The sequence below is a fragment of the Paenibacillus sp. FSL R10-2782 genome (assembly GCF_038592985.1).
GTDB lineage: Bacteria > Bacillota > Bacilli > Paenibacillales > Paenibacillaceae > Paenibacillus > Paenibacillus terrae_C.
Genome location: NZ_CP151951.1, coordinates 3,504,544 through 3,529,791, shown reverse-complemented (window position 1 = coordinate 3,529,791; position 25,248 = coordinate 3,504,544). Strand labels below are relative to the sequence as shown.

Below are 25,248 nucleotides of genomic sequence, written 5' to 3'. Positions count from 1 at the left end.
TGATTTTTTAAAGCGAATCTATTATGCTTAGGTGGTGGAAAGTGGGCCAAAGTGGGAGAATGGGGTAAGGGGTGACGAAACCAATGTTTATGGGGGAGTTCCAACATAGCATTGATGAGAAGGGTCGGCTTACTGTTCCGGCCAAGTTTCGTGAACTTCTCGGTGCCTCGTTCGTGGTTACCCGCGGACTGGACCAATGCCTCTTCGTGTATCCCATGGATGAGTGGGCTGTCATGGAGAAAAAACTTAAAGCACTGCCTTTGATGAAGGCCGATGCGCGGGCGTTTACCCGGTTTTTTTTCTCGGGCGCGACTGAATGCGAATTGGACAAACAGGGCAGGGTAAATTTACCGGGGAATTTGTGCGAATACGCCAAGCTTACCAAAGAGTGCGTCGTATTGGGAGTGTCCACCCGGGTAGAGATTTGGAGCAAGCACACTTGGGAGCAATATTTCAGCCAATCAGAAGAAGCATTTAACGACATTGCTGAGAAATTGGTTGATTTCAACTTTGAATTGTAATTTAGGAGGTCAGCCGTTTGTTTCACCACATTACCGTACTCAAGGAAGAAGCAACACAGGCATTAAACATCAGGCAGGACGGGATCTATGTGGACTGCACGTTGGGAGGGGCAGGACACAGTTCCGTCATTGCGTCACAGCTTGGCCCTGAGGGAAGGCTGATTGCCTTTGATCAGGATGACTGGGCATTGAACAATGCGCGCGAGAAGCTGTCGGCCTACGAAGGAAAGATTTCATTGGTGAAATCCAACTTTCGCCACTTGCAGGACAGGCTGGCCGAACTGGGATTGCCCGAAAAAGACGGCGTCCCGCAGGTCCAGGGTATTTTGTTCGATCTGGGTGTGTCCTCGCCCCAGTTCGATGAGGGGGAGCGGGGATTCAGCTACAATCATGATGCGCCGCTTGATATGCGGATGGATCAGAGTAGCTCGCTGACGGCTTACGAGATTGTCAATGAATGGCCGGAAGCAGAGATTGCGCGTATTTTGTTTCATTATGGAGAAGAGAAGTTTTCACGTCGGATCGCGAAGATTATGGTTGAACGTCGAAAAAACAAGCCTATTCACACAACAGGGGAACTTGTCGATATTATCAAAGAAGGAATTCCGGCTGCGGCACGCAGAACCGGGGGACATCCAGCCAAACGCAGCTTTCAGGCTTTGCGGATCGCTGTGAACGATGAGTTGGGTGCACTGGAAGATACTTTGCATCAGGCAGTAAAATGTCTGGCTCCAGGGGGCAGAATTTCGGTCATTACGTTCCATTCTCTGGAGGATCGGATATGCAAGCATATTTTCAAGGAGTATTTGGCGAAAAGCATCTATCCATCTGATTTGCCTATTTTGGAGGACAAAATGATAGGCGATCTGAAGCTGGTGAATCGTAAGCCGATTGTGGCGTCAGAGCAGGAATTGGAGCTTAATCCACGGTCCCGGTCAGCCAAGCTGAGAGTTGCCGAAAAATTGTAAATTTAATGGAGAAGGAGAGGCGACATGGCTTATACACGCGGTAATTTGGCTGTAAAAGAAAGAGCCCGTCAGGAACAGGTTCAGCAACAACGGTATCGTGAAACCACTAAAGTCGTTACACGCCGCAGAGAGCTACCGATTCGGGAAAAGCTGCTGTATCTTTTGACACTTGTAACGTGCATTGTCATTGCTGGTATGCTGATTGGCAGGTACGCGCACATTTATCAAATCAATTATTCGATTAATACAGCGAGCAAGGACATTTCCAAATTACAGACCAATATCGCCCAACTGAAAATTCAGAAGGAACGGCTGGAAAATCAGATTGTACCTACGGCAAAGGAACAGGGATATATCGAGCCGACGAGAGAGCCCATTCGTGTGGAAAAGCAGGCTGCCAATTAGTTAGTTAGGGCATAGCATTAAGCTATGCTCTGACGTACATTTTTTTGCAAAGAGGTTTGAGCTATGGTCAAAAGAATAAAGCTTCGCACACTGCTGATAGGGGGATGTATTACCCTCTTTTTTCTTGTTCTGCTATTTAAGGTATTTTGGATTCAGGTCGTGAGCGGGGAATACTGGCATAATCAGGTAGTTACGCAGGTGGAAAGAGACCAGGTGATCCAGCCCAAGCGCGGAACGATTACGGATCGTAAAGGAAATGTACTGGCTACAGATGCCCCTGCCTATACGGTAGTGGTCAACCCAAGCATCATTCAGGAATATGATCTGGAAAACGAGGTCGTAGCCAAACTGCATCAGCTGCTCAAAACACCTGAGGACGAACTGAGAAAGCATCTCTCGGCCAAGGACAAAGGCGGTAACTATTTAAAAAACCGCGAGATCCGTAACGGAGGCTGGAAGGTAGATCCTGAGGTCAAGGTACAGGTGGATACGTTCAAAGAATATTTAAAGGATAAGTACAAAGTGATTGGAGCTGTGGACACGGTTCAGGAATCCAAACGCTATTATCCGGAAAATAAGCTGGCTTCTCATGTTCTTGGCTATTACCGGAAAGACGGTACAGCAGGCATGGGATTGGAAGCCTATTATAATAAAGAGCTCTCGGGCACGGCTGGAAAGCTACTCTATCAGCGGGATCTAAAGGGAGTTCCTCTTCAGGGATCGGAGAGCAATTATGAACCGGCACAAAATGGTAAGAATTTAAAGCTGACGATTGATGACACGATTCAGTATTATATAGAAGACGCTATGCAGGAAGCCATTGCAACATACAATCCGAAAACGATGACGGTTGTAGCGGCAGATCCCAAAACGATGGACGTTCTCGGTATGGCGAGTTATCCTAATTTTAATCCCAATACATACGGGAGCACATCGTCAATGGATTTTTTCCGCAATAATGCAACTCAGTCCATTTATGAGCCAGGCTCCACGTTTAAGATTGTAACCTTGGCTGCGGCAGTTCAGGAAAAGGTATTCAACCCAAATGAAACCTATCAGTCTGGTATGATCCGAGTTGGGGGATGGGATATTCGTGACGTGAGTCGAAATTGGGGAACGTTAACCTATCTTCAAGGGGTTAAGCGTTCAAGTAACGTCGGTTTCGTCCATCTGGGGCTGTATAAGCTGGGCGGCGAAAGGCTGAGGAAATATATTAACAACTTCGGATTTGGTGTGAAAACAGGGATTGATCTTCCGAGTGAGTCTAGCGGAGCCATTACGTTCCACACCCAATACAAATCCGAAGTCGCAACGGCTGCATATGGACACGGACGTGTTCAGGTAACGCCAATCCAGCAGGTAGCGGCTATCTCGGCCATTGCTAATGGGGGGAAGCTGATGCAGCCTCATCTGGTGAAGGAAATTACGAACCCGGATACAGGGGAAGTACAGACGATTCAACCGAAGGAAGTCCGCCAGGTGATTTCGCAGGAATCGGCATTACAGACCAGCAGTTATCTGGAGCAGGTCGTGTCTGACCAAGAAATTGGAACCGGGCGTCTTGCTTATATTGATGGGTATCGTGTTGCTGGTAAAACAGGTACAGCGACGAAAGTTGTGGGCAAAGTGTATGACCATTCGAAGGATGTCGTGTCTTTTATCGGCTTTGCGCCCGTGAATGATCCGAAAATAGCTGTCCTAATTGTTATGGATGAACCTAACAAATCGGTAGGTGGAGGTACCGCAGCAGCCCCTGTGTTCAAAAAAATCGTATCCCAGTCGCTGCAATATATGGGGGTTCCTAAAACAGGAGCCAAAGCGAATAAATCTGACAGTGCTGCTGTGAAAACGGTGAATCTGCCGACAGTGCCACAATTAACCGGTCAGGTGAAGAAGGATGCGCAAAACGCATTGCTCAAACAGGGGATTGCCTATGAAACGGTCGGCAAAGGCTCCAAAATTGTCCGTCAGTATCCGGAGGCAGGCGTCAAAATGAAGCCGGGACAACGCATTTATTTGCTGACTGAAGATAGTGCCAACATGACCATTCCCGACTTTAAAGGCGTCTCGTTGCGTGACACGCTGCAAGTGTTAACGCTCATGAAGGTGGGTGTTCAGGTAAGCGGCGAAGGTTATGTTGTCTCGCAAAAGGCACAAATGGTGAGTGGCAAGCGGATCGTCAGTGTGACGCTCCAGCCGGCTAAAGAAACCGTGACCGGAGTAAAGCCGGAAGAAACACCGGACTCAACTACCAGCGTAGCATCTAGCCAAACAGGCAGTACAGCGAAAACGGGTACCGATTCCAAAACCGTTACCACCGCGAGTGCAAGCAAGGGTGGGGCCTCCGCTGTAGCCGATGAAAAAAGTGCAGCTGCGATCAAAGGCGAGGATAACTGATAGCTTGTTCTAACGTCCGATTTTTTGAATATTCATGAGGTAAGACATGTCATGAGTATTTAGAGGAACGGAGGGGAGCGCGTTTGAAGAAATCTAACGTGACCATGCGGCGCAGGCTGGTATGGGGGCTGCTGGGATTGTTTGTACTATTTGCAGCCTTGTCGGTCCGGCTCGCCTATGTTCAATTGGGTAAAGGGGGCGAACTCTCGGCCAAGGCCGAGGAATCGTGGCGCCGAAATATACCTTTTGCCGCCAAACGCGGCGAAATTTTAGATCGGCAAGGTACGGCGCTGACCTATAATGTCACTTCGCCGACAGTCATGGCGATACCGGTGCAAATCAAGGAGCCGGAAGAAACGGCGCGTAGGCTGGCGCCCTTGCTAGATATGAGCGTGGATAAGGTGCTCAAGCTGATTACCAAACGAACAGCAAGTCAAAAACTTCAGCCCGGCGGACGAAAAATTACGATGGAGAAAGCGCAGCAAATTCGTGATTTGAAGCTGCCGGGTATCGTTGTTGCTGAAGACAACAAACGTTATTATCCTTATGGCGATTTGGCGGCTCATATTCTCGGGTTTACGGGAATTGATAATCAGGGGTTGACGGGGGTAGAGAAAAAGAACAACAGCAAGCTTCGTGGTATTGACGGAAGCATTGCATATCTATCCGATGCAGGCGGTCGCCTGATGCCCGGCTCGTCTGAGAAGTACGTTGAACCAAAGGATGGTCTGAACCTGCAACTGACCATTGATAAGTCTGTACAGTCTATCATGGAACGGGAGCTTGACCAGGCTATGGTCAAATTCCAGGCCAATTCTGCGTTGGCCATTGCAATGAACCCCAAGAATGGGGAAATATTGGGCATGGCCGGGCGACCAGGCTATGAGCCTGCGCTATACAAACAATATGCACCTGAAATTTACAATCGAAATTTGCCGATTTGGATGACATATGAACCGGGCTCTACCTTTAAAATTATTACTTTGGCCGCTGCATTGGAAGAAAAGAAGGTCAATCTCAAAAACGATCACTTTTTCGATCCGGGGTACATTGAAGTTGGCGGGGCTCGCCTGCGCTGCTGGAAAAAAGGCGGCCATGGCAGCCAGACCTTCCTTCAAGTCGTGGAAAATTCCTGTAATCCAGGATTTGTGACGCTGGGTCAACGTCTGGGCAAGGAATCGTTGTTCAAGTATATTCGCAATTTCGGGTTCGGTAGTAAAACGGGCATTGATATGATTGGTGAAGCAAATGGTATCTTATTTAAGTTACCCCAGGTAGGACCAGTAGAACTGGCGACAACCGCCTTTGGCCAAGGGGTATCTGTCACTCCCATTCAGCAGGTGACCGCTGTGTCGGCTGCGATCAATGGCGGGAATCTGTATAAACCGCACATTACCAAGGGCTGGATTCAACCAGAGACAGGCAAGGTGCTGGAAAAAGTAGAGCCTGAACTGATGCGCAGAGTTATTTCAGAGGATACCTCCCGACAGGTGAGAGAAGCGTTGGAGAGCGTCGTTGCCAAAGGCACGGGTCGCCCCGCTTTTATTGAGGGTTACCGGGTGGGTGGCAAAACAGGAACAGCGCAAAAGGTGATCAACGGACGTTATTCTTCCTCGGAGCATATTGTATCCTTTATCGGTTTTGCCCCGGCGGATGATCCACAAATTGTCGTCTATACGGCTGTGGATAACCCAAAAGGCATTCAATTCGGAGGGGTGGTCGCTGCGCCAATTGTGCAAAATATTTTGCGGGATTCGCTGCTTGCTCTGAAAATACCACCTCGCACCAATCAGATTTCTAAGGAATACAAGTACGGGGAAAACCGAATTGATACGGTGCCGGATTTGGTAGGTGCCACGGTTGCAGATTTATACGAAGATATGAATATGAACTTTATGCTCGTAAAATCCGGGTCAGGCAAGACGGTTGTCAGTCAGGCACCGAAGCCAGGCTCCCGGCTGGAGCGGGGATCAACAATCCGTATATATATGGGGGATTGATAGGTTCTTTTTATACCCATACTAAGATTAACGAGAGAGCAATGGAGGAATGAAAGATGCAGCTTCAACAATTGGCTTCATTGCTGGCTGCCTCCCGCATTGTGGGGGACGGTACAGTGGACTGCCGAGGAATCGGGGAGGACTCACGCAGGGTACATCAGGGAGATTTATTTCTGTGTCTGCCCGGTTTTACGGTTGACGGACACGATTATGCACAGCAGGCAGTTGCGTCCGGGGCAGCGGCTTTGGTTGTGGAACGGGAATTGAACGTACCTGTGCCACAACTTATAGTCAAGGATGCCCGGTACGCAATGGCGGTTTTGGCGGATTATATGTTTGATTCACCGAGCCGCCGCATGCGAATGATCGGCGTAACCGGAACGAATGGCAAAACAACCATAACTTATCTTATCGAAAAAATCTTGAACGATGCCGGAGTAAGCACTGGATTGATCGGCACTATTCAAATGCGTTACGGTGGTCGGTCCTACCCTATGTCCGGTACCACACCCGAGGCTGTAGAGCTGCAACGCTATCTTGGCAATATGGCGGAGCAAGGTGTCCAATGTTGTGTGATGGAGGTATCCTCACATGCGCTGGAGCAAGGGCGGGTGAAAGGAACTGATTTTCGCACCGCTATATTTACGAACCTGACGCAGGATCATCTGGACTACCATAACACGATGGAAGAGTACCGTGCGGCCAAAGGGCTGTTATTTTCCCGACTGGGGAATACCTTCTCGCGGGATGCGTCGGACAGTAAATATGCTGTTCTGAATGCGGATGACCCGTCGTCTTCCTATTTCCAGGCCATAACTGCGGCTCAAGTGATTACATACGGTGTGGAAAAGAAATCGGATGTGCAGGCATCCCATATCGCTGTAGGTGCCAAGGGGACATCCTTCCATGTCTCTACTTTTAAAGGCGATGCCGATATTGAGCTGCGAATGGTGGGCAAGTTCAATGTGTATAACGCATTGGCAGCCATCACGGCCGCTTTGCTGGAAGGAGTGCCTCTGGCTGATATCAAGCACAGCTTGGAGTCAATAGCAGGTGTAGATGGGCGGGTAGAGCCTGTAGACGCAGGTCAGCCATTTGCGGTTATCGTAGACTATGCCCATACACCGGATGGACTGGAAAATGTGCTTCGCACCGTTCAGGAGTTTGCAGTTGGCAAAGTATGGTGTGTATTCGGGTGCGGCGGGGACCGGGATCGTACGAAACGCCCTTTGATGGGAAAAATTGCTGCTCAATACAGCGATCATGCTTTTATTACCTCGGATAATCCGCGGACAGAGGACCCGGAAGCTATTTTGAAAGACATTGAGCAAGGACTGATTGACGAAGGTATACCCGCAGAACGCTACGAACTGATCATAGATCGTAGAACTGCTATTCATAAAGCTATTGAAATGGCAAGCCCTGACGATGTAGTATTGATTGCGGGAAAAGGTCATGAGACCTACCAGTTGATCGGAAAAACGGTGCATGAATTTGATGACCGCATCGTAGCCAAAGAAGCGATAAGGGGTTTATCCAAGTGATGAAAAGAACAATAAGTCAGATCGCCTCCATGAGTGGGGGAACGCTTCACATAGGGGCAGACGCCGGACGAATGGTTGAGGGCGTTTTTACAGATTCACGCAAGCCGCAGTCCCAGGGGCTGTTCGTTCCACTCACGGGTGAACGGTTTGACGGGCATGATTATGTGCAGCAGATTGTGAGCGGAGAAGGCGCAGCTGCTTTTTTATGGCAAAAGGATCACGGTGTACCTCCGGCAGGGAATGCGATTGAAGTAGAGGATGCTTTGGTGGCCCTCCAGCGTCTTGCGGCTGCATATTTGCAGGAAACGGGTGTCTCTGTCGTAGGGATTACCGGAAGCAATGGCAAAACGACGACAAAAGACATCGTCAACGCGTTGCTGGGTACGACCTTTAAAGTACACAAAACCGAAGGGAACTATAACAACCATATCGGTTTGCCTTTAACCGTGCTGTCCATGCCGCAGGATGCGGACATCCTGATTTTGGAGATGGGAATGAGTGGACGCGGGGAAATCCGCCTGCTGTCAGATATTGCCCAGCCTGATGTAGCGGTCATTACGAACATTGGCGAAGCGCATTTGCTCCAGCTCGGTTCCCGTGCGGAAATTGCACGTGCAAAGTTGGAAATCGTCAGCGGTCTCAAACCCGGCGGCTTGCTGATTTACAATGGAGATGAACCGCTATTGCCGCAAGTCCTTGCGGAGCCCGAAACGGTTAAGCCTGACGGCTTGAAGCTGTTCACGTTCGGTATGTCTGCGGATAACGATGATTATCCAACTGGAATAGCTACGGATGGAGTAGGCAGTTTGTTCACGACGGCCCAATCCGGCAAGGATGCTTTCCGGCTTCCGCTGCTTGGGCAGCACAATGTTGTGAACGGTTTGGCAGCACTGGCGGTAGCGCGTCATTTTGGGGTGGATGCAGACCATGTGCGCGAAGGGCTATCGGCTTTGAAATTGACAGGCATGCGCATTGAGGTCGTGAGCTGCACGAATGGGCTTACCCTGCTGAACGATGCTTATAACGCCAGTCCGGCTTCAATGAAAGCTGCAATTCAGACGTTATCCGGTTACGAAACAAAGGGGCGTAAAATCGCCGTGCTTGGCGACATGCTGGAACTGGGTCCCGAGGAAAAGCAATTCCACGAGGAAATTGGGCTTTTTGCAGCGAAACATGGCGTAGATATGCTGTTCACCTACGGTGTGTTGGGGGCGTCCATTGCGCATGGGTCGCAAACGTCCATGCCGTCTGATGACGTACATGCTTATGAGGATAAGCAAAAACTGATTCAAGATCTGCAAGCTTACCTCCGTGCCGATGATATCGTGCTGGTTAAGGCATCCCGAGGGATGCGACTGGAAGAAATTGTGGATGCGCTGAAAAACGGTCCGCTACAGAAATGATGTTGACGAGAGGGAGACTCCCATGGATATTCAATTATTACTGCTGACGATCGTCGTATCGTTTATATTGGCGGTCATTGCCGCTCCAATACTCATTCCGCTGCTGCGGCGAATGAAATTCGGCCAGCAGGTCCGGGATGACGGGCCGCAAAGCCATCTCAAAAAGACGGGTACGCCTACTATGGGCGGAATCGTTATTCTGGTGGCTTTTACGCTGACCTTTCTTAAGTTTTCGGCGATAAAAAATACGGACTTTTACGTCCTACTGGTCGCTACGCTTGGTTTTGGACTGATCGGCTTCTTGGACGATTATATCAAAATTGTATTCAAGCGCTCGCTCGGACTGACTGCCCGTCAAAAGCTATTCGGGCAATTGCTGTTCAGCGGAATCATGTGCTGGCTTCTGATCAGCAATGATCACAGCACTGCCATCGGTATACCGGGAACTTCCTGGTCGTTTGATTGGAGCGGCTGGTTCTATTATCCGTTCATCGTCATTATGATGCTGGCGATTAGCAACGCCGTTAATTTCACAGATGGACTGGACGGGCTGCTGTCCGGTACCAGTGCGATTGCCTTCGGTGCTTATGCCATCGTAGCGATTCAAGCAACCTCGCTTCCGGCTGCGGTTTGCTCAGCGGCCATGATTGGTGCTGTACTTGGCTTTCTTGTATATAACGCGCATCCCGCCAAGGTATTTATGGGCGATACAGGCTCCCTGGGAATCGGAGGCGCTATAGGTGCCATCGCTATCGTCACCAAAAGCGAAATTTTGTTCATTATTATTGGTGGCGTATTTGTAATTGAAATGCTGTCCGTAGTTTTGCAAGTAGCTTCCTTTAAAACACGTGGCAAACGAATTTTCAAAATGAGCCCGATTCATCATCACTTCGAGCTGTCCGGCTGGTCCGAATGGCGCGTTGTTATTACATTCTGGGCTGTAGGACTGCTGCTGGCAGGACTCGGACTTTATCTCAACAAGGGGTTGTAGACAAATGAACCATCCAGACACATACCGAGATCAAGAGGTCGTCATTATAGGCCTGGCCAAAAGTGGCGTGCAAGTCGCCAAGGTACTGCATCAGGCCGGGGCCAATCTGACAGTCAATGATAAAAAAGACAGGGAACAATGTCCCGAAGCTTCTGAATTAGAGGCTTTGGGAATTTCCGTTTTATGCGGCAGTCACCCGGAAGGGCTAATTCATCCAGGAGTGAAGCTGGTTGTCAAAAACCCGGGTATTCCTTATACAGCCCCGCCAGTGCAGAAAGCTGTCGAACTGGGTATTGAGGTCGTGACCGAGGTCGAGGTCGCCTATCATCTATGCAAAGCGCCGATGATCGGGATTACTGGCTCGAATGGAAAAACGACCACAACCACTTGGGTAGGTAAGCTGTTAGAGGCATCAGACATGAAGCCGATCGTGGCTGGTAATATCGGCACTCCATTATGTGAGGCCGCTGTGGATGCCAGGTCGGACGAGTGGATGGTGGTGGAGCTGAGCAGTTTTCAGTTAAAAGGAACAAAGGATTTCAAACCTGCTGTAGCCTGCTTGCTGAACGTGGCTGAAACCCATCTGGACTATCATGGGGACATGAAGGACTATGTTGCGTCCAAAGCACGTCTGTTCGCCAATCAAACGGCGGCTGATACTGCGGTATTGAACTGGGATGATCCTGTTTGCCGGGAGCTTGTGCCCTATATCAAAGCGAAACTGCTTCCGTTCTCGATGACGGAACGTTTGCAGGAAGGGTTGTTCGCAGACCCGCCATACATACCGGATGTGACGGATGACATTGAACGCAGCATCGTATATCGCGATGCGAGTGGTGTGGTGCATCCGATTATAGGCGTGGCTGAAATAGGCCTTCCGGGCCGTTTTAATGTGGAAAATGCCCTCGCCGCTTGCGCAATTGCTATTGCCGCAGGAGCGGAACCGTCTGGATTGGCTGAACCGCTAAGCGCTTTTCGTGGAGTGGAGCATCGGCTCGAATATGTTGGAGAATATGCCGGAGCGGCTTATTACAACAATTCCAAAGCCACCAATTCCAAAGCGACGATGATGGCGTTGTCCTCCTTCAAGCAACCCATTGTACTAATTGCTGGAGGACTGGATCGTGGTTCGGATTATGCCGAGCTTGTACCTTCCTTGCAGGAGGGTGTAAAGGCTGTTGTGCTGCTGGGCGAGACTCGGCACAAGCTGGCAGACCGGGCACGTCAGGCCGGAATAGAGCGTGTCGAGGTCGTCGATAATGGGGAGGACGCCGCCGCTACGCTCGTGGAGGCTGTGAACAGGGCTGCTAAACTTGCTGAGCCGGGGGATGTTGTATTGCTCTCACCTGCGTGTGCAAGCTGGGATATGTTCCGGTCCTATGAAGAGCGTGGACGTATTTTTAAAGAGGCGGCGCATAAATTGTAAGTAGGGGGGTTGGATAAGCCCCTACTTTTATGCAAGGGGTGGCCTCCTGATGAAGCAATCTCGTCCGGCGCCGGATATATGGCTTTTCGTCTGTATTTTGAGCTTGTTAGCCATCGGCATGGTTATGGTATACAGTGCGGGCGCCGTTCTCGCTTTTCACGAGTACGGGGACTCCTACTATTTTGTAAAGCGGCAGCTGCTGTTCGCCGGGCTAGGTCTTGTGGCAATGTACTTCACTGCCCGAACAGACTATCGGATCTGGCAGAAGTATGCTAGGGTTGTGCTGCTGATCTGTCTCGCGTTGCTGGTTGCCGTACTCATCCCAGGCATTGGTGTAGTCAGAGGCGGGGCACGAAGCTGGCTCGGTATCAGCTCTTTTGGCATTCAGCCATCCGAGTTTATGAAGCTGGGCATGATTCTTTTTCTCGCACGCTGGCTCAGCCGCCCGGATTATGATATTAATTCCTTTACTCGTGGCCTGTTGCCCCCGCTTGGACTCATGGGACTGGCCTTTGGCCTGATTATGCTCCAGCCCGATTTGGGTACAGGCACGGTGATGATGGGGGCGTCCATGCTAATCGTATTTACGGCAGGCGCACGTATGAAGCATCTGGGCCTGCTGGCTTTAACGGGAGCGGCGGGATTTGCGGCCCTGATTGCGGCTGCGCCTTATCGGCTCCAGCGGATCACAGCGTTCTTGGACCCGTGGTCCGATCCGCTTGGCGCAGGGTATCAAATTATTCAATCGCTGTATGCCATTGGACCTGGAGGGCTGGCAGGCTTGGGGCTTGGCATGAGCCGCCAGAAATACAGCTATGTTCCCGAGCCGCAGACGGACTTTATTTTTTCGATTTTGGCAGAGGAGCTTGGCTTTATCGGTGGAATGACAGTGCTGGCGCTCTTTCTGGTTCTCGTGTGGAGAGGAATGCGCGTCGCTATTACCATCCCGGATACTTACGGCAGTTTGCTCGCTGTAGGCATTGTGGGGATGGTTGCCTTACAGGTGGTCATTAACATAGGTGTCGTAATCGGCTTAATGCCGGTGACAGGAATAACACTGCCCTTAATCAGCTACGGAGGCTCTTCTCTGACGTTGATGCTAACAGCGCTGGGCATTTTACTGAATTTATCACGTTATGCGAGGTGAACGTTTATGCGCGTCGTTTTGAGCGGCGGCGGTACCGGAGGGCACATTTATCCGGCGCTCGCTGTAGCCAGACAGTGCGAAGAGATTGATCCGGGCGCTGAATTTTTGTACATTGGCGGTCAGCGGGGACTGGAAAGCAAGCTGGTTCCTCAGGAAAAAATTCCGTTTGAGGCTATTGATATTACAGGATTTCGTCGCAGCTTGTCTGTGGAAAATATAAAAACGATTATGCGCTTCTTCAAAGGGGTTCGCAGATCCAAAGCATTATTGAAAAAATTCAAGCCGGATATCGTGATTGGCACCGGGGGTTATGTATGCGGCCCTGTCGTGTATGCTGCTTCCAGGTTGGGGATACCCAGCATTATTCATGAGCAAAATGCAATCCCGGGATTGACCAATGCGTTTCTGAGCCGTTACGTGGATACGGTGGCTGTCAGCTTTGAAGGCTCTGAAGGAGCATTCCCCAAAGCCAAAAATGTACTGTACACCGGGAATCCGCGTGCTACAACGGTTCGTCAGGCTAACCGGGACCGAGGCTTTGCTACCATCGGGGTTCCAATGAACAGCTCGGTCGTGCTTGTGGTCGGTGGCAGTAGGGGAGCAAAGGCCATTAATGATGCCATGATTGCGATGGCTCCGCAACTTTCGCAACTGAAAGACGTCCATTTTGTATATGTGACTGGTGAATCTTACTATGAGCAGACGTTGGACAGCATACGGAATCAGATCGGATCATTGCCCAATCATTTGCACGTGCTTCCCTATATTCATAATATGCCAGAGGTGCTGGCCTGTACCTCTTTAATCGTTAATCGCGCTGGCGCGTCGTTCTTGGCTGAAATCACATCGTTGGGTATTCCATCCATTCTAATTCCATCCCCCAATGTGACGAACAACCATCAGGAGGCCAATGCCCGTACACTCGAAAAGGCAGGGGCTTCTGTCATGATAGTGGAGAAGGACCTGAATGGTGCGTCCTTGTTTCAATCCATTGCGGGGATTATGGAGGATGAGGCATTGCGCAGCCGGATGGCTGAATCAGCGTCTGCGCTTGGCAAGCCTGATTCAGCCAATATTTTAGTAAAAGAAATGGAGCGTCTTGCCCGTAAAAGTTAGACCGCAGTGCAAACTGGGCGGTTGTCACACACCAGATGGTATTGACATAAGATACCCTATACATTGTGACCATCACTCAGGTTGCCGGTTGTCAGGTGTGAGCCTTATAACCACGCGGGGCAAGCAACAAGGAGGTTTCAGTACAATGCAGCAATGGATGCCATTATTAGCGGAGCATGATATCGGAAAAGTGCTGGAGCATGAGCCACTTTCCAAATATACGACGTGGAAGATTGGAGGTCCAGCGGATGCTCTTGTCATCCCGGATACCAAGGAGCAGCTAGCAACCTTACTGCAACTGGCTAGCGAGCACGGAATCCCGTGGATGCAGTTGGGACGGGGCTCAAACATGCTCGTTTCCGATAAAGGAATCCGTGGCCTCGTGATCAAGCTGGGACCAGGATTTGATTATGTCCGTTTTGAAGATGAACGGATCGTCGCCGGTGGAGGCGTGTCACTAGTCAAGTTGTGTGTTATGGCCAGCAAGCAGGCGCTATCCGGCCTCGAATTTGCGGGAGGTATCCCGGGATCAGTTGGCGGGGCTGTCTACATGAACGCCGGTGCCCATGGGTCTGATGTGTCACAAATATTCCAGTCCGCTGAGATTGTGCTGGATACAGGGGAATTGGCTGTGTATGATGCCGAACAAATGCATTTCGGCTATCGTCACTCCGTGCTGCATGAGCAGCGTGGAATGGTGACAGAGGCAGTGTTTCGGATGAAGCAGGGCGACCGTGAGGAAATTTCGGAGGCTCTTGCAGCTTTCAAAGATCGTCGTAGGCTGACTCAGCCGTTACAGCTGGCTTGTGCGGGAAGTGTGTTTCGCAATCCGCCAGGAGACTATGCGGCCCGTCTTATTGAAGACGCAGGTCTCAAGGGCTTAAAAGCGGGAGGCGCTGAGGTTTCCGTACAGCATGCCAATTTCATTGTTAATACCGGTCAAGCGACAGCAGAGGACGTGCTTACCCTAATGAAGCATATTCAAAGTACAATATCATCTCAAACCGGCATCAAGCTAGTTCCGGAGGTTTTCGTAGTGGGTGAGCGGTAAACTCGGAGGTGATACATTGGACAAATTGGTGATTGAGGGAGGCCGTCCCTTGTCAGGCACCATACGTATCCATGGGGCAAAAAACGCGGCACTGCCCATTCTTGCGGCAAGCTTGCTTGCACAAGGTAAGGTAGAAATTCGGAATGTGCCTCATCTATTAGACATTAAGGTCATGCTGCACATCCTTGAGAGACTTGGCTGTACATGCCGACATGAAGAGGAAACGGTATACGTGGATACGTCGTCCGTCCGAACGTTCCAGATTCCGGAAGATTTGATGAAGCAGATGCGCTCGTCTATCTTTCTGATGGGACCGCTGCTCGCCAGATATGGAGAAGTTTCCATTTACCAGCCGGGAGGCTGTGCCATAGGCGAGCGCAAAATTGATCTTCACTTGGAGGGCCTGAAGGCTCTTGGAGCGGAGATCGAGGAAAAAGAAGAACAAATTACGTTTCGGGCTCGCAAGCTGACTGGAGCGGATATCCATCTGGATTTCCCGAGCGTGGGGGCCACCGAAAATATTATGATGGCCGCTGCGTTGGCCGAAGGACGAACGACGATCACCAACGCAGCGAGGGAACCTGAGATTCAGGATCTTCAAAATTTCCTGAATGCGATGGGAGCACGTATTATCGGAGCGGGAACGGATACGATCACGATTACGGGAGTCAACTGTTTGAATCCGTGTACGTATGAGGTTATTCCTGACCGCATTGTAGCCGGGACCGTTATGATTGCGGCTGCGGCCACGCGCGGTAGCGTTTCGTTGACGCACTGTAACCCCTCCCATTTGTCCGCGCTGATTCACGTCCTCAGGCGGGCTGGTGTTCAAATCGGCATCTTGAATGATATAATGACCGTAAGCTGCATGAGCCGCCCCAAAGCGGTGGAGAGGATTGTTACCTCCCCTTACCCGTCTTTTCCAACGGACTTGCAGTCTCAAGTCATGGTTTTGCTTTCTCTGGCAGATGGCTTTAGTGTAATGAAAGAGACGGTCTTCGAAAGCCGATTCAAACATGTGGAAGAATTGAATGTGATGGGTGCCGATATTACGGTTGATGCGAATGCTGCCTTTATACGGGGGGTTCCCCGTCTGTATGGGGCCACGGTAGAGGCTACCGATCTACGCGCAGGGGCCGCGCTGGTTATAGCGGGCCTGGCAGCTCAAGGACTTACCATTGTTGAGCAGGTACACCATATTGATAGAGGGTATGATCGGATCGAGCGTCTTTTCCAGGGACTGGGTGCCCGAATGAGCCGTCAGTCTCCGGTGCCGGAGCAGTTGGATTTCGTAAATTAATGCCTGTAATGTCCCTCCGTTAGCGGAGGGACCAAAGGCTTTTGTGGAGAGAAGCTATGCCAAACGCTCAAATACCTGTTCTTAAACAGAACAGAATGAAAAAAAGAACAAGTCGGAAGATTGCCATTCTGCTCATATTGTTGTTTATCGTATTATTGGCTGTCCTATTCTTCCGTTCCTCGTTAAGCCGGGTTTCTGAAATTCGCTTTGACGGTAATGTATTTTCCAGCCGTGAACAGTTGCTTAATCGAAGTGGTCTGGCTGTCGGGGATCAGTATTTCGGAGTCAGTTCTTCGGGCATTTCCGAGAAGCTGCGAGAGATTCAGTCGATTCAACAAGTAACGGTGGACAAGCATTTTCCGGGAGTCATTGTTGTTCATATTAAAGAGTTTGCCACAGTTGCTTACGAGTTACAGAGTGATGGGAGCCTGCGTGCCATTCTTGCGAATGGGACAAGCGTAGGCGTGGGCAGCAGCGGAATTGCGGTGGAGAAGCCCATTTTGACCAAATGGAAATCGGATGATCCTTACAAAGCAAAGCTGTGTGATGTGTTATCTCGAATTCCAGGGGAATGGACAGCTGACATTTCGGAAATTATTCCTGCGCCGATACCTTCTTTTCCAGACCGCATAAAAATGTATACACGCTCTCAGTTTGAGGTCATTACGACGGTTTCTCTGCTGAGTTCTAAAATCAGCTATTTGAATCAGGTGCTGGAAACCGAAGAGCCCGGTCTGATCACAATGCTGGAGGCAGATTCCTACGTTCCGTTCAAACAGGACACGAGCGAAGAGGGCCAAGAAAAAGATACTACTCAGTGATGTGAAAAAATGCTAGAATTGATTTTATGGGTAATAGACTTGCCTCCTTCTTTTTTCTTCAAATTTTTATGTGACTGCAACCATAAATTGGCTTCTAAAAAATTTGTAGAAAAAAGAGGGAAAGCATGGAGTATGTTGAATATGTACAGAGTGTGTTCAAAGAACGAAATTCATTTTGGAGTCAGGAGGTGCCACAGACTTGAGCAACAATGACATCATTGTTAGTTTGGACATCGGTACATCCAAAGTTCGGGCTATTATTGGGGAAATGAACAATGGAACCTTTAATATTATTGGAGTTGGATCTGCCGACTCGGAAGGGATTCGCAAAGGTGCAATTGTAGACATTGATCAAACCGTGCAATCAATCCGTAACGCCGTGGATCACGCAGAGCGCATGGTTGGTATTCAAATAACAGAAGTGTATGTGGGGATTTCAGGCAACCATATTGGCCTGCAAAATAGTCATGGCGTAGTAGCCGTGTCCAACGAGGACCGTGAAATCGGTGAGGAGGACATTGAGCGTGTGCTCAAGGCAGCCGAAGTTATTGCAGTACCACCAGAGAGAGAAATTATTGACGTGGTAGCCAAGCAGTATGTCGTGGATGGCCTTGAAGGTATTCAGGACCCTCGCGGTATGATCGGAGTTCGTCTGGAAGTAGAGGCTACGATTGTTACGGGAGGCAAGACGCCGATACATAATCTGTTGCGCTGCGTTGAGAAGGGCGGCTTGAGGATCAAAGATTTGGTGCTGCTGCCTCTGGGCGCCGGACAATTGTCACTTTCGAAGGATGAAAAGGTGATGGGTTCGGTGCTGGTGGATATTGGTGCAGGATCTACAAATGTTGCTATTTTCCAGGAAGGAACGATTGTTGCCACATCTACACTTCCCATAGGCGGAGAATTTGTAACCAATGATATTGCCTACGGACTGAGAACCCTTACCGATCAAGCCGAAAAAGTAAAGCTTAAATACGGCTGCGCATGGTATGATGATGCGGCAACTGATGTCGTCTTTAAAGTTACTCGTATCGGCAGTAATGTCGATAAGGAATTCAATCAGCAGGACTTGGCAGCCATCATTGAGCCGAGGGTACAGGAAATTTTTCAACTCATTCAGGCGGAAGTTAAGCGCTTGGGTTACACAGAGCTTCCGGGGGGTTATATACTTACCGGAGGCACCGTCTCCATGCCTGGTGTACTACAGGTGGCACAAAGCGAGCTGGCTGCTTCTGTAAGGATCGCTGTTCCAGACTTTATTGGTGTAAGGGATCCGGGTTACACAAGCGGAGTCGGCATCTTGCATAATGCTATTCGCTACTATCGCGGAAGATCGACGAGCGTTAGCAGTAGCAGCGGTGGAAGTTCTAAGAAGCCGACCAACCGTACCAAGAGCAGTCCCGCAGCGGAAGGTGAGCAAAAGCAGGGGTTGATTGAACGCTTAAAAAACATGTTCAGTGAGTTTATATAACGCTCATTGCTAATTATGCCAATCATGGACGGGCCATCCATGCACATTAAGGGGGAGATGGAATAGTATGTTGGAATTTGATTTTGAAATGGAGAGCTTGGCTCAAATTAAAGTGATCGGCGTCGGAGGCGGCGGCAGCAATGCGGTTAACCGAATGATCGAAAATGGTGTTCAGGGTGTGGAGTTTATCACCGTCAACACAGATGCTCAGGCGCTTCATTTAGCGAAATCTGAGCATAAGCTTCAAATTGGTGATAAGCTGACTCGCGGCTTGGGTGCCGGAGCTAATCCGGATGTGGGTAAAAAAGCGGCTGAGGAGTCGCGTGAACTCATTATGAACACACTCAAAGGTGCGGATATGGTATTCGTGACGGCGGGAATGGGTGGCGGTACAGGTACTGGAGCAGCTCCTGTCATTGCTGAAATTGCGAAGGAATGCGGCGCGCTGACTGTAGGCGTTGTAACACGACCATTCACCTTTGAAGGGCGTAAGCGCTCCAACCAAGCCGAGCTGGGCATTGAGGGATTAAAAGAAAAGGTAGACACCTTGATTGTTATCCCGAATGATCGCCTGCTTGAAATTGTGGATAAAAAGACCCCTATGCTGGAAGCATTCCGCGAAGCGGACAATGTTCTTCGTCAGGCGGTACAAGGTATTTCTGATTTGATCGCTGTACCAGGTTTGATCAACCTCGACTTTGCTGACGTGAAAACGATCATGACGGAGCGTGGCTCCGCTTTGATGGGGATTGGTGAAGCAACAGGTGAGAATCGGGCGGCTGAAGCAGCACGCAAGGCAATCATGAGCCCGTTGTTGGAAACATCCATTGAAGGCGCACGGGGTGTGATTATGAACATCACTGGCGGCAACAATCTGTCTTTGTACGAAGTGAATGAAGCAGCTGAAATTGTAACCTCGGCATCCGACCCGGAGGTCAACATGATTTTCGGTGCCATCATTGACGAAGAGTTGAAAGAAGAGATTAAGGTTACCGTCATTGCAACTGGCTTTGAAGGTAAACCAAACCAACCGGCACCGGGGCGTAAACCGGCAGCAAACCCGGCTGCACCTGAATCGGCGGAAAAGGGTTCTCCTAACTTGCGTCCATTCGGAAACACTCAGAGCAGTGATCAACTTGATATTCCGACATTTTTACGTAACCGTTCACGCAATAATAATAACGATAACTAGATTGAAATCGGATAGCCCGTGTTCTCCTTGGAGATGCGGGCTTCTTTCTATTTTCTGTATCTTGTAATTCGATTCGTTGGTTGATTCCGTTGTAATCGACAAAATTAGTCGATCACCGTCCCCATCGTTAGACAGACTTTGAACAGCATGACTACTATACTTAAGCCTATCCTGCAAACGCTGGGCGGGTGAACCTTTGGTTGTTTACATCGACTTCATTTTTTTGGTCAATTTGTTCATTGATGCTGCACTGCTGATGGCTACCGCCTGGATGAGAAAAATTCGTCCGGTGTGGTGGCGGCTACTTGCTTCGGCTGTCATCGGTGCGATGTACGTGGTCATGATGTTTGTGCCGGAGTTGTCCTTTTTATTTACATTCCTGATTAAGCTGGCATTATCGGTCATTATGCTGTTGGTGGCTTTTGGATTTGGCAGCATGCAAAAGTACCTTCGTACGATGGGTGCTTTTTATATGATCAATTTTGTAGCAGCAGGAGGAATTCTGGGGATGCATTATTTACTCCAGAGTACGGGGGAATTGTTTAATGGCATCTGGTACACGGCTTCAGGTGGAATGTCCTTTGAGCTGAAAATTGCATTCTGGTTTATCTTATGCACATTTGGCGGAGTGATGCTTTTCTTTCGTATTGTGCAATCTTCAAAGCATCGCGCGGAAAGGATGAGTGGATTTCTGGGTGAGGTTCAGGTATGGATCGGACAGGATCATATTGAGTGTACAGGCTTGTTGGATACGGGGAACCAACTTCATGATCCTTTGACCCGGACACCAGTGATGGTCATGGAGGCTGCCTTGTGGGATACATATTTACCCTCTTCCTGGCTCCACAAGCTATCTGAGGGAAATGTGGATCAACTGGTGATGGAGTTGGGAGACGAATCGTTCAATTGGCAGGATCGAGTTCGTCTCGTTCCCTATCGTGGCATTAACCGTAACCACTCCTTTATGCTCGCACTCAAACCGGATCGCGTAGAGGTTCTGATGAATGGGGCACGTTATGTGCATCATCGGGTGCTGATCGGCTTGGATGGGGGAAAGCTGTCAGCAGAGGGAAAATATCGTGCAATCATTCATCCAGATGTGACGGCACGCGCAGAGGGGGCTGCTGAGCCGGACCAGAAGCAGGAACCACGCTTTTGAAGCGCAGGATGATGATCGTGGACACACGATCAGGTCTAATGGCAATCAGCCTATTGCGGTAACGGACAAAGGGATTCAGCGAGATTTTGTCTCATTTTCGGAAGGGGGAGAATGACATGCGGGAACAGATGAAATTCAAGATGAAGATTAGGTTGACTTTACAGCTGCAATATTATCGTATTTTATTTTTATTTGGGTTAAAAAGTGAAGAGATTTATTATATCGGCGGCAGCGAGGCGCTTCCCCCGCCGCTGACGAGGGATGAGGAAGAGTATTTACTTGGAAAATTATCTTCTGGAGATGCAGCAGTACGCTCCATGTTGATTGAACGAAATTTGCGGCTGGTAGTGTACATTGCGCGTAAGTTTGAAAACACAGGAATCAACATTGAGGATCTCGTATCCATAGGGGCGATCGGACTTATCAAGGCAGTTAACACCTTTGATCCCGAAAAAAAAATCAAGCTCGCTACCTATGCCTCCCGATGCATCGAAAATGAAATTTTAATGTATTTGCGTCGAAATAGTAAAACGAGAACAGAAGTTTCTTTTGACGAGCCTTTGAATATTGATTGGGATGGGAACGAGTTGCTGCTTTCCGATGTGATGGGAACGGAAAATGATACCATTTACCGCAATATTGAGGAGCAGGTGGACCGTAAATTATTGCATAAGGCGCTGGAAAAGCTGACGGATCGGGAACGTCTGATTATGGAGCTGCGTTTTGGCTTGCAGGACGGGGAAGAGAAGACGCAGAAGGATGTTGCTGACCTGTTAGGCATCTCGCAATCCTATATTTCGCGTCTGGAAAAACGTATTATAAAGCGCTTACGGAAAGAGTTCAACAAAATGGTATGACGTTTGGGGATATTCGGAAGCGATGGAAACGGCGAATAAAAAAACACCCTCAGGAGATAATGTACATTAATGTTGCTCCTTGGGAGGTAAGACACGATGACCCGAAACAAAGTGGAAATTTGCGGTGTGGATACCGCTAAACTGCCAGTGCTAACCAATGCGGAAATGCGCGAGCTATTCACATCACTTCAGCAAAATAATGAACGATCCGCCAGAGAAAAATTGGTTAACGGTAATTTACGACTCGTCCTGAGTGTGATTCAGCGCTTTAACAATCGGGGAGAGTTTGTTGACGATTTGTTTCAGGTAGGATGCATCGGCCTGATGAAGGCGATTGATAATTTTGACCTTTCGCAAAACGTGAAGTTTTCCACTTATGCCGTGCCGATGATTATCGGTGAGATACGCCGGTATTTGCGGGACAACAATCCGATCCGTGTATCCCGATCGTTGCGAGATATTGCATATAAGGCGCTTCAGGTGCGGGATAGTCTGACAAATCTGAATTCGCGGGAACCGACGATTTTTGAAATTTCTGAGGCGCTGAACGTGCCTAAGGAAGATGTTGTATTCGCATTAGATGCGATTCAGGACCCGGTTTCGCTGTTCGAGCCGATATATCACGACGGGGGCGACCCAATCTATGTGATGGATCAGATCAGTGATGACAGAAATAAGGACGTCTCATGGATTGAGGAAATCGCTCTGCGGGAAGCGATGCATCGCCTGGGCCAGCGTGAAAAGATGATATTGTCCATGCGTTTTTATGAAGGAAAGACGCAAATGGAGGTTGCCGATGAAATCGGTATCTCTCAAGCCCAGGTTTCGAGATTAGAGAAGTCGGCTATACAGCAAATGCAAAAGCACGTGAAGTCTTAGTCTTAAGGAAAGAGAAGCTTGGAAGGCATACTGTTAAAAACGATCCTCAGTGGATCGTTTTTGCGTTTCAGGACATTTTTTGGGTTCTCTCGCTCATATAGTGAAATAAAGGATGTGATGCGTGTGAGTACGCCGGAAACGTCGGTAAGGGCCATGAAAATTTCCGAGTTTCAAACAAAGGATGTCATTAACATTGTAGATGGGCGACGATTGGGACAAATCAGTGATTTGGAGATTGATGTACGGCAGGGCAAAATAGAGGCCATTGTTGTCCCTGGCAGCAGCCGTTTTATGGGCTGGTTTGGTGGAGGAAGCGAACTGGTCATTCCCTGGCGCAACATTGTGAAAATTGGCTCGGATGTGGTGCTTGTACGATTGGAGGGACTGCATGAGTCGCAGGGTGATGGTGAGGAAAAATTATATATCGAACGTCAGGAACGAAATGATCGACGGGGATTTTGAGCAGTGATTTTGAGCTGTAGGAATATGTGCATTTGACAGCTATGTGAAGACACGGCGGCGGCTTTTTGGTACACTGGGCAGTAGAGGTGAAAACGAATGGAACCGTTTGTAGTGAATACCGGGGCAACGGGTGTCGCGTCAACGACAGATGGCACGCATCCTTTGCCGGAGTTATTATATATTCAATCCTGGGAGAAACAGGTTCGCGGATTGACGGCAGGTTTTACCGGACGCCATGGCGGTGTCAGTGAAGTGCCTTACGAAAGTCTGAATTGTGCGTTTCATGTAGGGGATGACCCGGAGAAAGTTATTCGCAATCGACAGCTTATTGCGGCTCGGCTCGGCTTTGTGCCTGAAGCCTGGACCTGTGGAGAGCAGGTACACGGTAATCATGTTGCTATTGTAAAGGCTGGTGACCGCGGGCGCGGCTTTGTGGATCGTGCATCCGCTTTTCAGGATACAGATGGACTCTTGACTGATGTACCGGGCATTTTGCTGACATCCTTTTATGCGGATTGCGTGCCGTTATATTTTTGTGATCCGGTGCGACGTGTGATTGGGCTTGCGCATGCGGGCTGGAAAGGAACAGTTGCCGAGATTGCGCTGAAAATGGTGCAAACAATGCAGACCGAATATGGATCGCAGCCGTCCGATTTGCTTGGAGCCATTGGGCCATCCATTGGTTCTGAGTCATACGAGGTGGATGAGCATGTTATGAGCCAAATTCGGGTTTTGGAGCATGATTGCCCGGGTAATGATAAATGGGAAGGCACTGTCTATTTCCCGTTAGGTGGCGGAAAAACGCTCCTTGACTTGAAACAATGCAATCGACACATTATGATGAAAGCAGGAATATTGCCGAGCCGTATCGAATGTACTACCTTATGCACAAGTAGCCGAAGCGATTTGTTTTTTTCGTATCGCAAGGAAGGCGGCGTCACAGGGAGAATGGCGAGCTGGATTGGTCTGGAAGAGAGGTGAGTCCTCCCGTGTCTTTGGAGGAACGAATTAAAGAAGTGTACGCCCGTGTGGAAGCGGCATGTGCCCGCAGCGGACGTTCGTGCGAAGAAGTAAATGTGATTGCTGTCACGAAATATGTTTCGGCAGAGGCAATGGCATCCGTATTAAACAATGGCTTGGAGCATGTTGGCGAAAATCGTTGGCAGGATGCTGCGGATAAATGGAGCAAGTTGGGGGACCGGGGAACATGGCATTTTATCGGTCATCTGCAAACCAATAAGGTTAAAGATGTTATTGGAAAATTTGAATTTATACACTCGCTTGATCGGTTGTCGCTGGCTCAGGAATTGGACAAGAAGGCGGCTGCTCTTGGACTAAGGATTAAAGCCTTTGTGCAAGTTAATATTTCAGGGGAAATCTCGAAATATGGCCTTTCTTCTGAGGCGGTGGTACCTTTTCTGAAACAAATTCGCGATCTGGAGCATGTGGACGTGATCGGCTTGATGACAATGGCTCCCCATGAGTCAGACCCGGAGAATACCCGGCCTGTATTTCGGGGGCTACGTGAACTGCGTGATGCGTTAAATGGACAAGCTTTAACGAGAGAGCCTATTGTTCACCTGTCGATGGGCATGTCTAATGATTTTGAGGTGGCGGTTGAAGAAGGAGCGACCTGGTTACGACTTGGCTCTGTACTGGTCGGACGAGAGGAGGATTTCCATTGGGCGTAATGAATAAGTTCATGAACTTCCTGGGACTTCAGGAAGAAGAGGAAGTTGTAGAGCGAGAGGTTATGAATACGCCGGAAGATCAAGAAATTGAAACCCCAAGCTTTGATAAACGTAAGAACCAGAAGAGCAATAATGTTGTCAGCATCCATTCACAGAAAAATGTGAAAGTTGTTCTGTATGAGCCGCGTTCTTATGATGAAGCACAGGAAATTGCTGACCACATTCGTTCCCATCGTACCGTCGTAGTCAATCTGCAACGAATCCGCAAGGACCAGGCGCTGCGCATCATTGATTTTTTAAGTGGTACTGTATATGCGTTGGGCGGGGGAATTTCCAAGGTGGGTAACAATATTTTCCTGTGTACACCGGATACGGTTGAAATTCAAGGCTCCATTACGGAAATACTAGCGGACACTGAACAAGAACTTAACAGAATGAGGTGAGCTT

Annotated in this window: 23 protein-coding genes; all 23 read left to right on the top strand. The window is 49.3% G+C overall.

Features of this window, described 5'->3' with window-relative positions:
• The first annotated feature begins 83 nt into the window (after positions 1-83).
• The 23 genes from mraZ (at position 84) to NST83_RS15865 (ending at position 25,244) form a co-directional block, all read left to right on the top strand.
• Positions 84-521 carry a division/cell wall cluster transcriptional repressor MraZ gene (gene mraZ, locus NST83_RS15975; protein WP_007431201.1) on the top strand — a complete coding sequence of 146 codons (438 nt, stop codon included), beginning with the start codon at positions 84-86 and terminating at the stop codon, positions 519-521.
• Positions 522-538: 17 nt separating this feature from the next.
• Entirely contained in the window at positions 539-1,489 is a 951-nt protein-coding gene (rsmH, locus tag NST83_RS15970; protein ID WP_014282448.1) for a 16S rRNA (cytosine(1402)-N(4))-methyltransferase RsmH, read from the top strand.
• Positions 1,490-1,513: 24 nt separating this feature from the next.
• Positions 1,514-1,894: a hypothetical protein gene (locus tag NST83_RS15965; RefSeq protein ID WP_025685739.1), complete on the top strand. Its 381-nt coding sequence runs from the start codon at positions 1,514-1,516 to the stop codon at positions 1,892-1,894.
• A 63-nt stretch (positions 1,895-1,957) separates the two neighbouring features.
• Positions 1,958-4,291 carry a penicillin-binding transpeptidase domain-containing protein gene (locus tag NST83_RS15960; RefSeq protein ID WP_342414888.1) on the top strand — a complete coding sequence of 778 codons (2,334 nt, stop codon included), beginning with the start codon at positions 1,958-1,960 and terminating at the stop codon, positions 4,289-4,291.
• A gap of 83 nt (positions 4,292-4,374) precedes the next feature.
• Complete coding sequence (locus tag NST83_RS15955; protein ID WP_342414887.1) at positions 4,375-6,291, top strand: stage V sporulation protein D; 1,917 nt, start codon at positions 4,375-4,377, stop codon at positions 6,289-6,291.
• 56 nt (positions 6,292-6,347) lie between these two features.
• The gene (locus NST83_RS15950; RefSeq protein WP_342414886.1) at positions 6,348-7,835 is read left to right on the top strand and encodes a UDP-N-acetylmuramoyl-L-alanyl-D-glutamate--2,6-diaminopimelate ligase; all 1,488 of its coding nucleotides are present in this window, start codon (positions 6,348-6,350) and stop codon (positions 7,833-7,835) included.
• Positions 7,835-9,238 (top strand): UDP-N-acetylmuramoyl-tripeptide--D-alanyl-D-alanine ligase, encoded by a 1,404-nt coding sequence (murF, locus tag NST83_RS15945; RefSeq protein WP_342414885.1) that lies wholly within the window; start codon positions 7,835-7,837, stop codon positions 9,236-9,238. The genes NST83_RS15950 and murF overlap by 1 nt, the downstream gene beginning before the upstream one ends.
• A gap of 22 nt (positions 9,239-9,260) precedes the next feature.
• On the top strand, positions 9,261-10,229 hold the full coding sequence (mraY, locus tag NST83_RS15940) for a phospho-N-acetylmuramoyl-pentapeptide-transferase (RefSeq protein WP_014282442.1): 969 nt from the start codon (positions 9,261-9,263) through the stop codon (positions 10,227-10,229).
• Positions 10,230-10,233: 4 nt separating this feature from the next.
• Entirely contained in the window at positions 10,234-11,655 is a 1,422-nt protein-coding gene (murD, locus tag NST83_RS15935) for a UDP-N-acetylmuramoyl-L-alanine--D-glutamate ligase (protein WP_342414884.1), read from the top strand.
• A 49-nt stretch (positions 11,656-11,704) separates the two neighbouring features.
• Entirely contained in the window at positions 11,705-12,802 is a 1,098-nt protein-coding gene (spoVE, locus tag NST83_RS15930) for a stage V sporulation protein E (RefSeq protein WP_342414883.1), read from the top strand.
• A gap of 6 nt (positions 12,803-12,808) precedes the next feature.
• The gene (gene murG / locus NST83_RS15925) at positions 12,809-13,918 is read left to right on the top strand and encodes an undecaprenyldiphospho-muramoylpentapeptide beta-N-acetylglucosaminyltransferase (protein ID WP_342414882.1); all 1,110 of its coding nucleotides are present in this window, start codon (positions 12,809-12,811) and stop codon (positions 13,916-13,918) included.
• A 145-nt stretch (positions 13,919-14,063) separates the two neighbouring features.
• Entirely contained in the window at positions 14,064-14,969 is a 906-nt protein-coding gene (murB, locus tag NST83_RS15920; protein ID WP_342414881.1) for a UDP-N-acetylmuramate dehydrogenase, read from the top strand.
• Positions 14,959-16,269 carry a UDP-N-acetylglucosamine 1-carboxyvinyltransferase gene (gene murA, locus NST83_RS15915; RefSeq protein WP_342414880.1) on the top strand — a complete coding sequence of 437 codons (1,311 nt, stop codon included), beginning with the start codon at positions 14,959-14,961 and terminating at the stop codon, positions 16,267-16,269. The genes murB and murA overlap by 11 nt, the downstream gene beginning before the upstream one ends.
• Before the next feature lie 56 nt (positions 16,270-16,325).
• The gene (locus NST83_RS15910) at positions 16,326-17,090 is read left to right on the top strand and encodes an FtsQ-type POTRA domain-containing protein (protein ID WP_342414879.1); all 765 of its coding nucleotides are present in this window, start codon (positions 16,326-16,328) and stop codon (positions 17,088-17,090) included.
• 199 nt (positions 17,091-17,289) lie between these two features.
• Complete coding sequence (gene ftsA / locus NST83_RS15905; protein ID WP_137063770.1) at positions 17,290-18,561, top strand: cell division protein FtsA; 1,272 nt, start codon at positions 17,290-17,292, stop codon at positions 18,559-18,561.
• A gap of 67 nt (positions 18,562-18,628) precedes the next feature.
• Positions 18,629-19,753, top strand: a complete 1,125-nt coding sequence (gene ftsZ / locus NST83_RS15900; protein WP_137063769.1) for a cell division protein FtsZ — start codon at positions 18,629-18,631, stop codon at positions 19,751-19,753.
• Positions 19,754-19,949: 196 nt separating this feature from the next.
• Entirely contained in the window at positions 19,950-20,912 is a 963-nt protein-coding gene (spoIIGA, locus tag NST83_RS15895) for a sigma-E processing peptidase SpoIIGA (protein WP_342414878.1), read from the top strand.
• A gap of 116 nt (positions 20,913-21,028) precedes the next feature.
• Positions 21,029-21,769, top strand: coding sequence for an RNA polymerase sporulation sigma factor SigE (gene sigE / locus NST83_RS15890; RefSeq protein ID WP_342414877.1), 741 nt, complete (start codon positions 21,029-21,031; stop codon positions 21,767-21,769).
• A gap of 96 nt (positions 21,770-21,865) precedes the next feature.
• Complete coding sequence (gene sigG, locus NST83_RS15885) at positions 21,866-22,648, top strand: RNA polymerase sporulation sigma factor SigG (protein WP_007431182.1); 783 nt, start codon at positions 21,866-21,868, stop codon at positions 22,646-22,648.
• 117 nt (positions 22,649-22,765) lie between these two features.
• The gene (locus tag NST83_RS15880) at positions 22,766-23,110 is read left to right on the top strand and encodes a YlmC/YmxH family sporulation protein (RefSeq protein ID WP_170970873.1); all 345 of its coding nucleotides are present in this window, start codon (positions 22,766-22,768) and stop codon (positions 23,108-23,110) included.
• A 96-nt stretch (positions 23,111-23,206) separates the two neighbouring features.
• Complete coding sequence (gene pgeF, locus NST83_RS15875; protein ID WP_342414876.1) at positions 23,207-24,091, top strand: peptidoglycan editing factor PgeF; 885 nt, start codon at positions 23,207-23,209, stop codon at positions 24,089-24,091.
• 8 nt (positions 24,092-24,099) lie between these two features.
• Positions 24,100-24,801, top strand: coding sequence for a YggS family pyridoxal phosphate-dependent enzyme (locus NST83_RS15870; protein ID WP_342414875.1), 702 nt, complete (start codon positions 24,100-24,102; stop codon positions 24,799-24,801).
• Complete coding sequence (locus NST83_RS15865) at positions 24,792-25,244, top strand: cell division protein SepF (RefSeq protein WP_137063763.1); 453 nt, start codon at positions 24,792-24,794, stop codon at positions 25,242-25,244. Before NST83_RS15870 ends, NST83_RS15865 begins: the two co-directional genes overlap by 10 nt.
• The last annotated feature ends 4 nt before the right edge of the window (positions 25,245-25,248 follow it).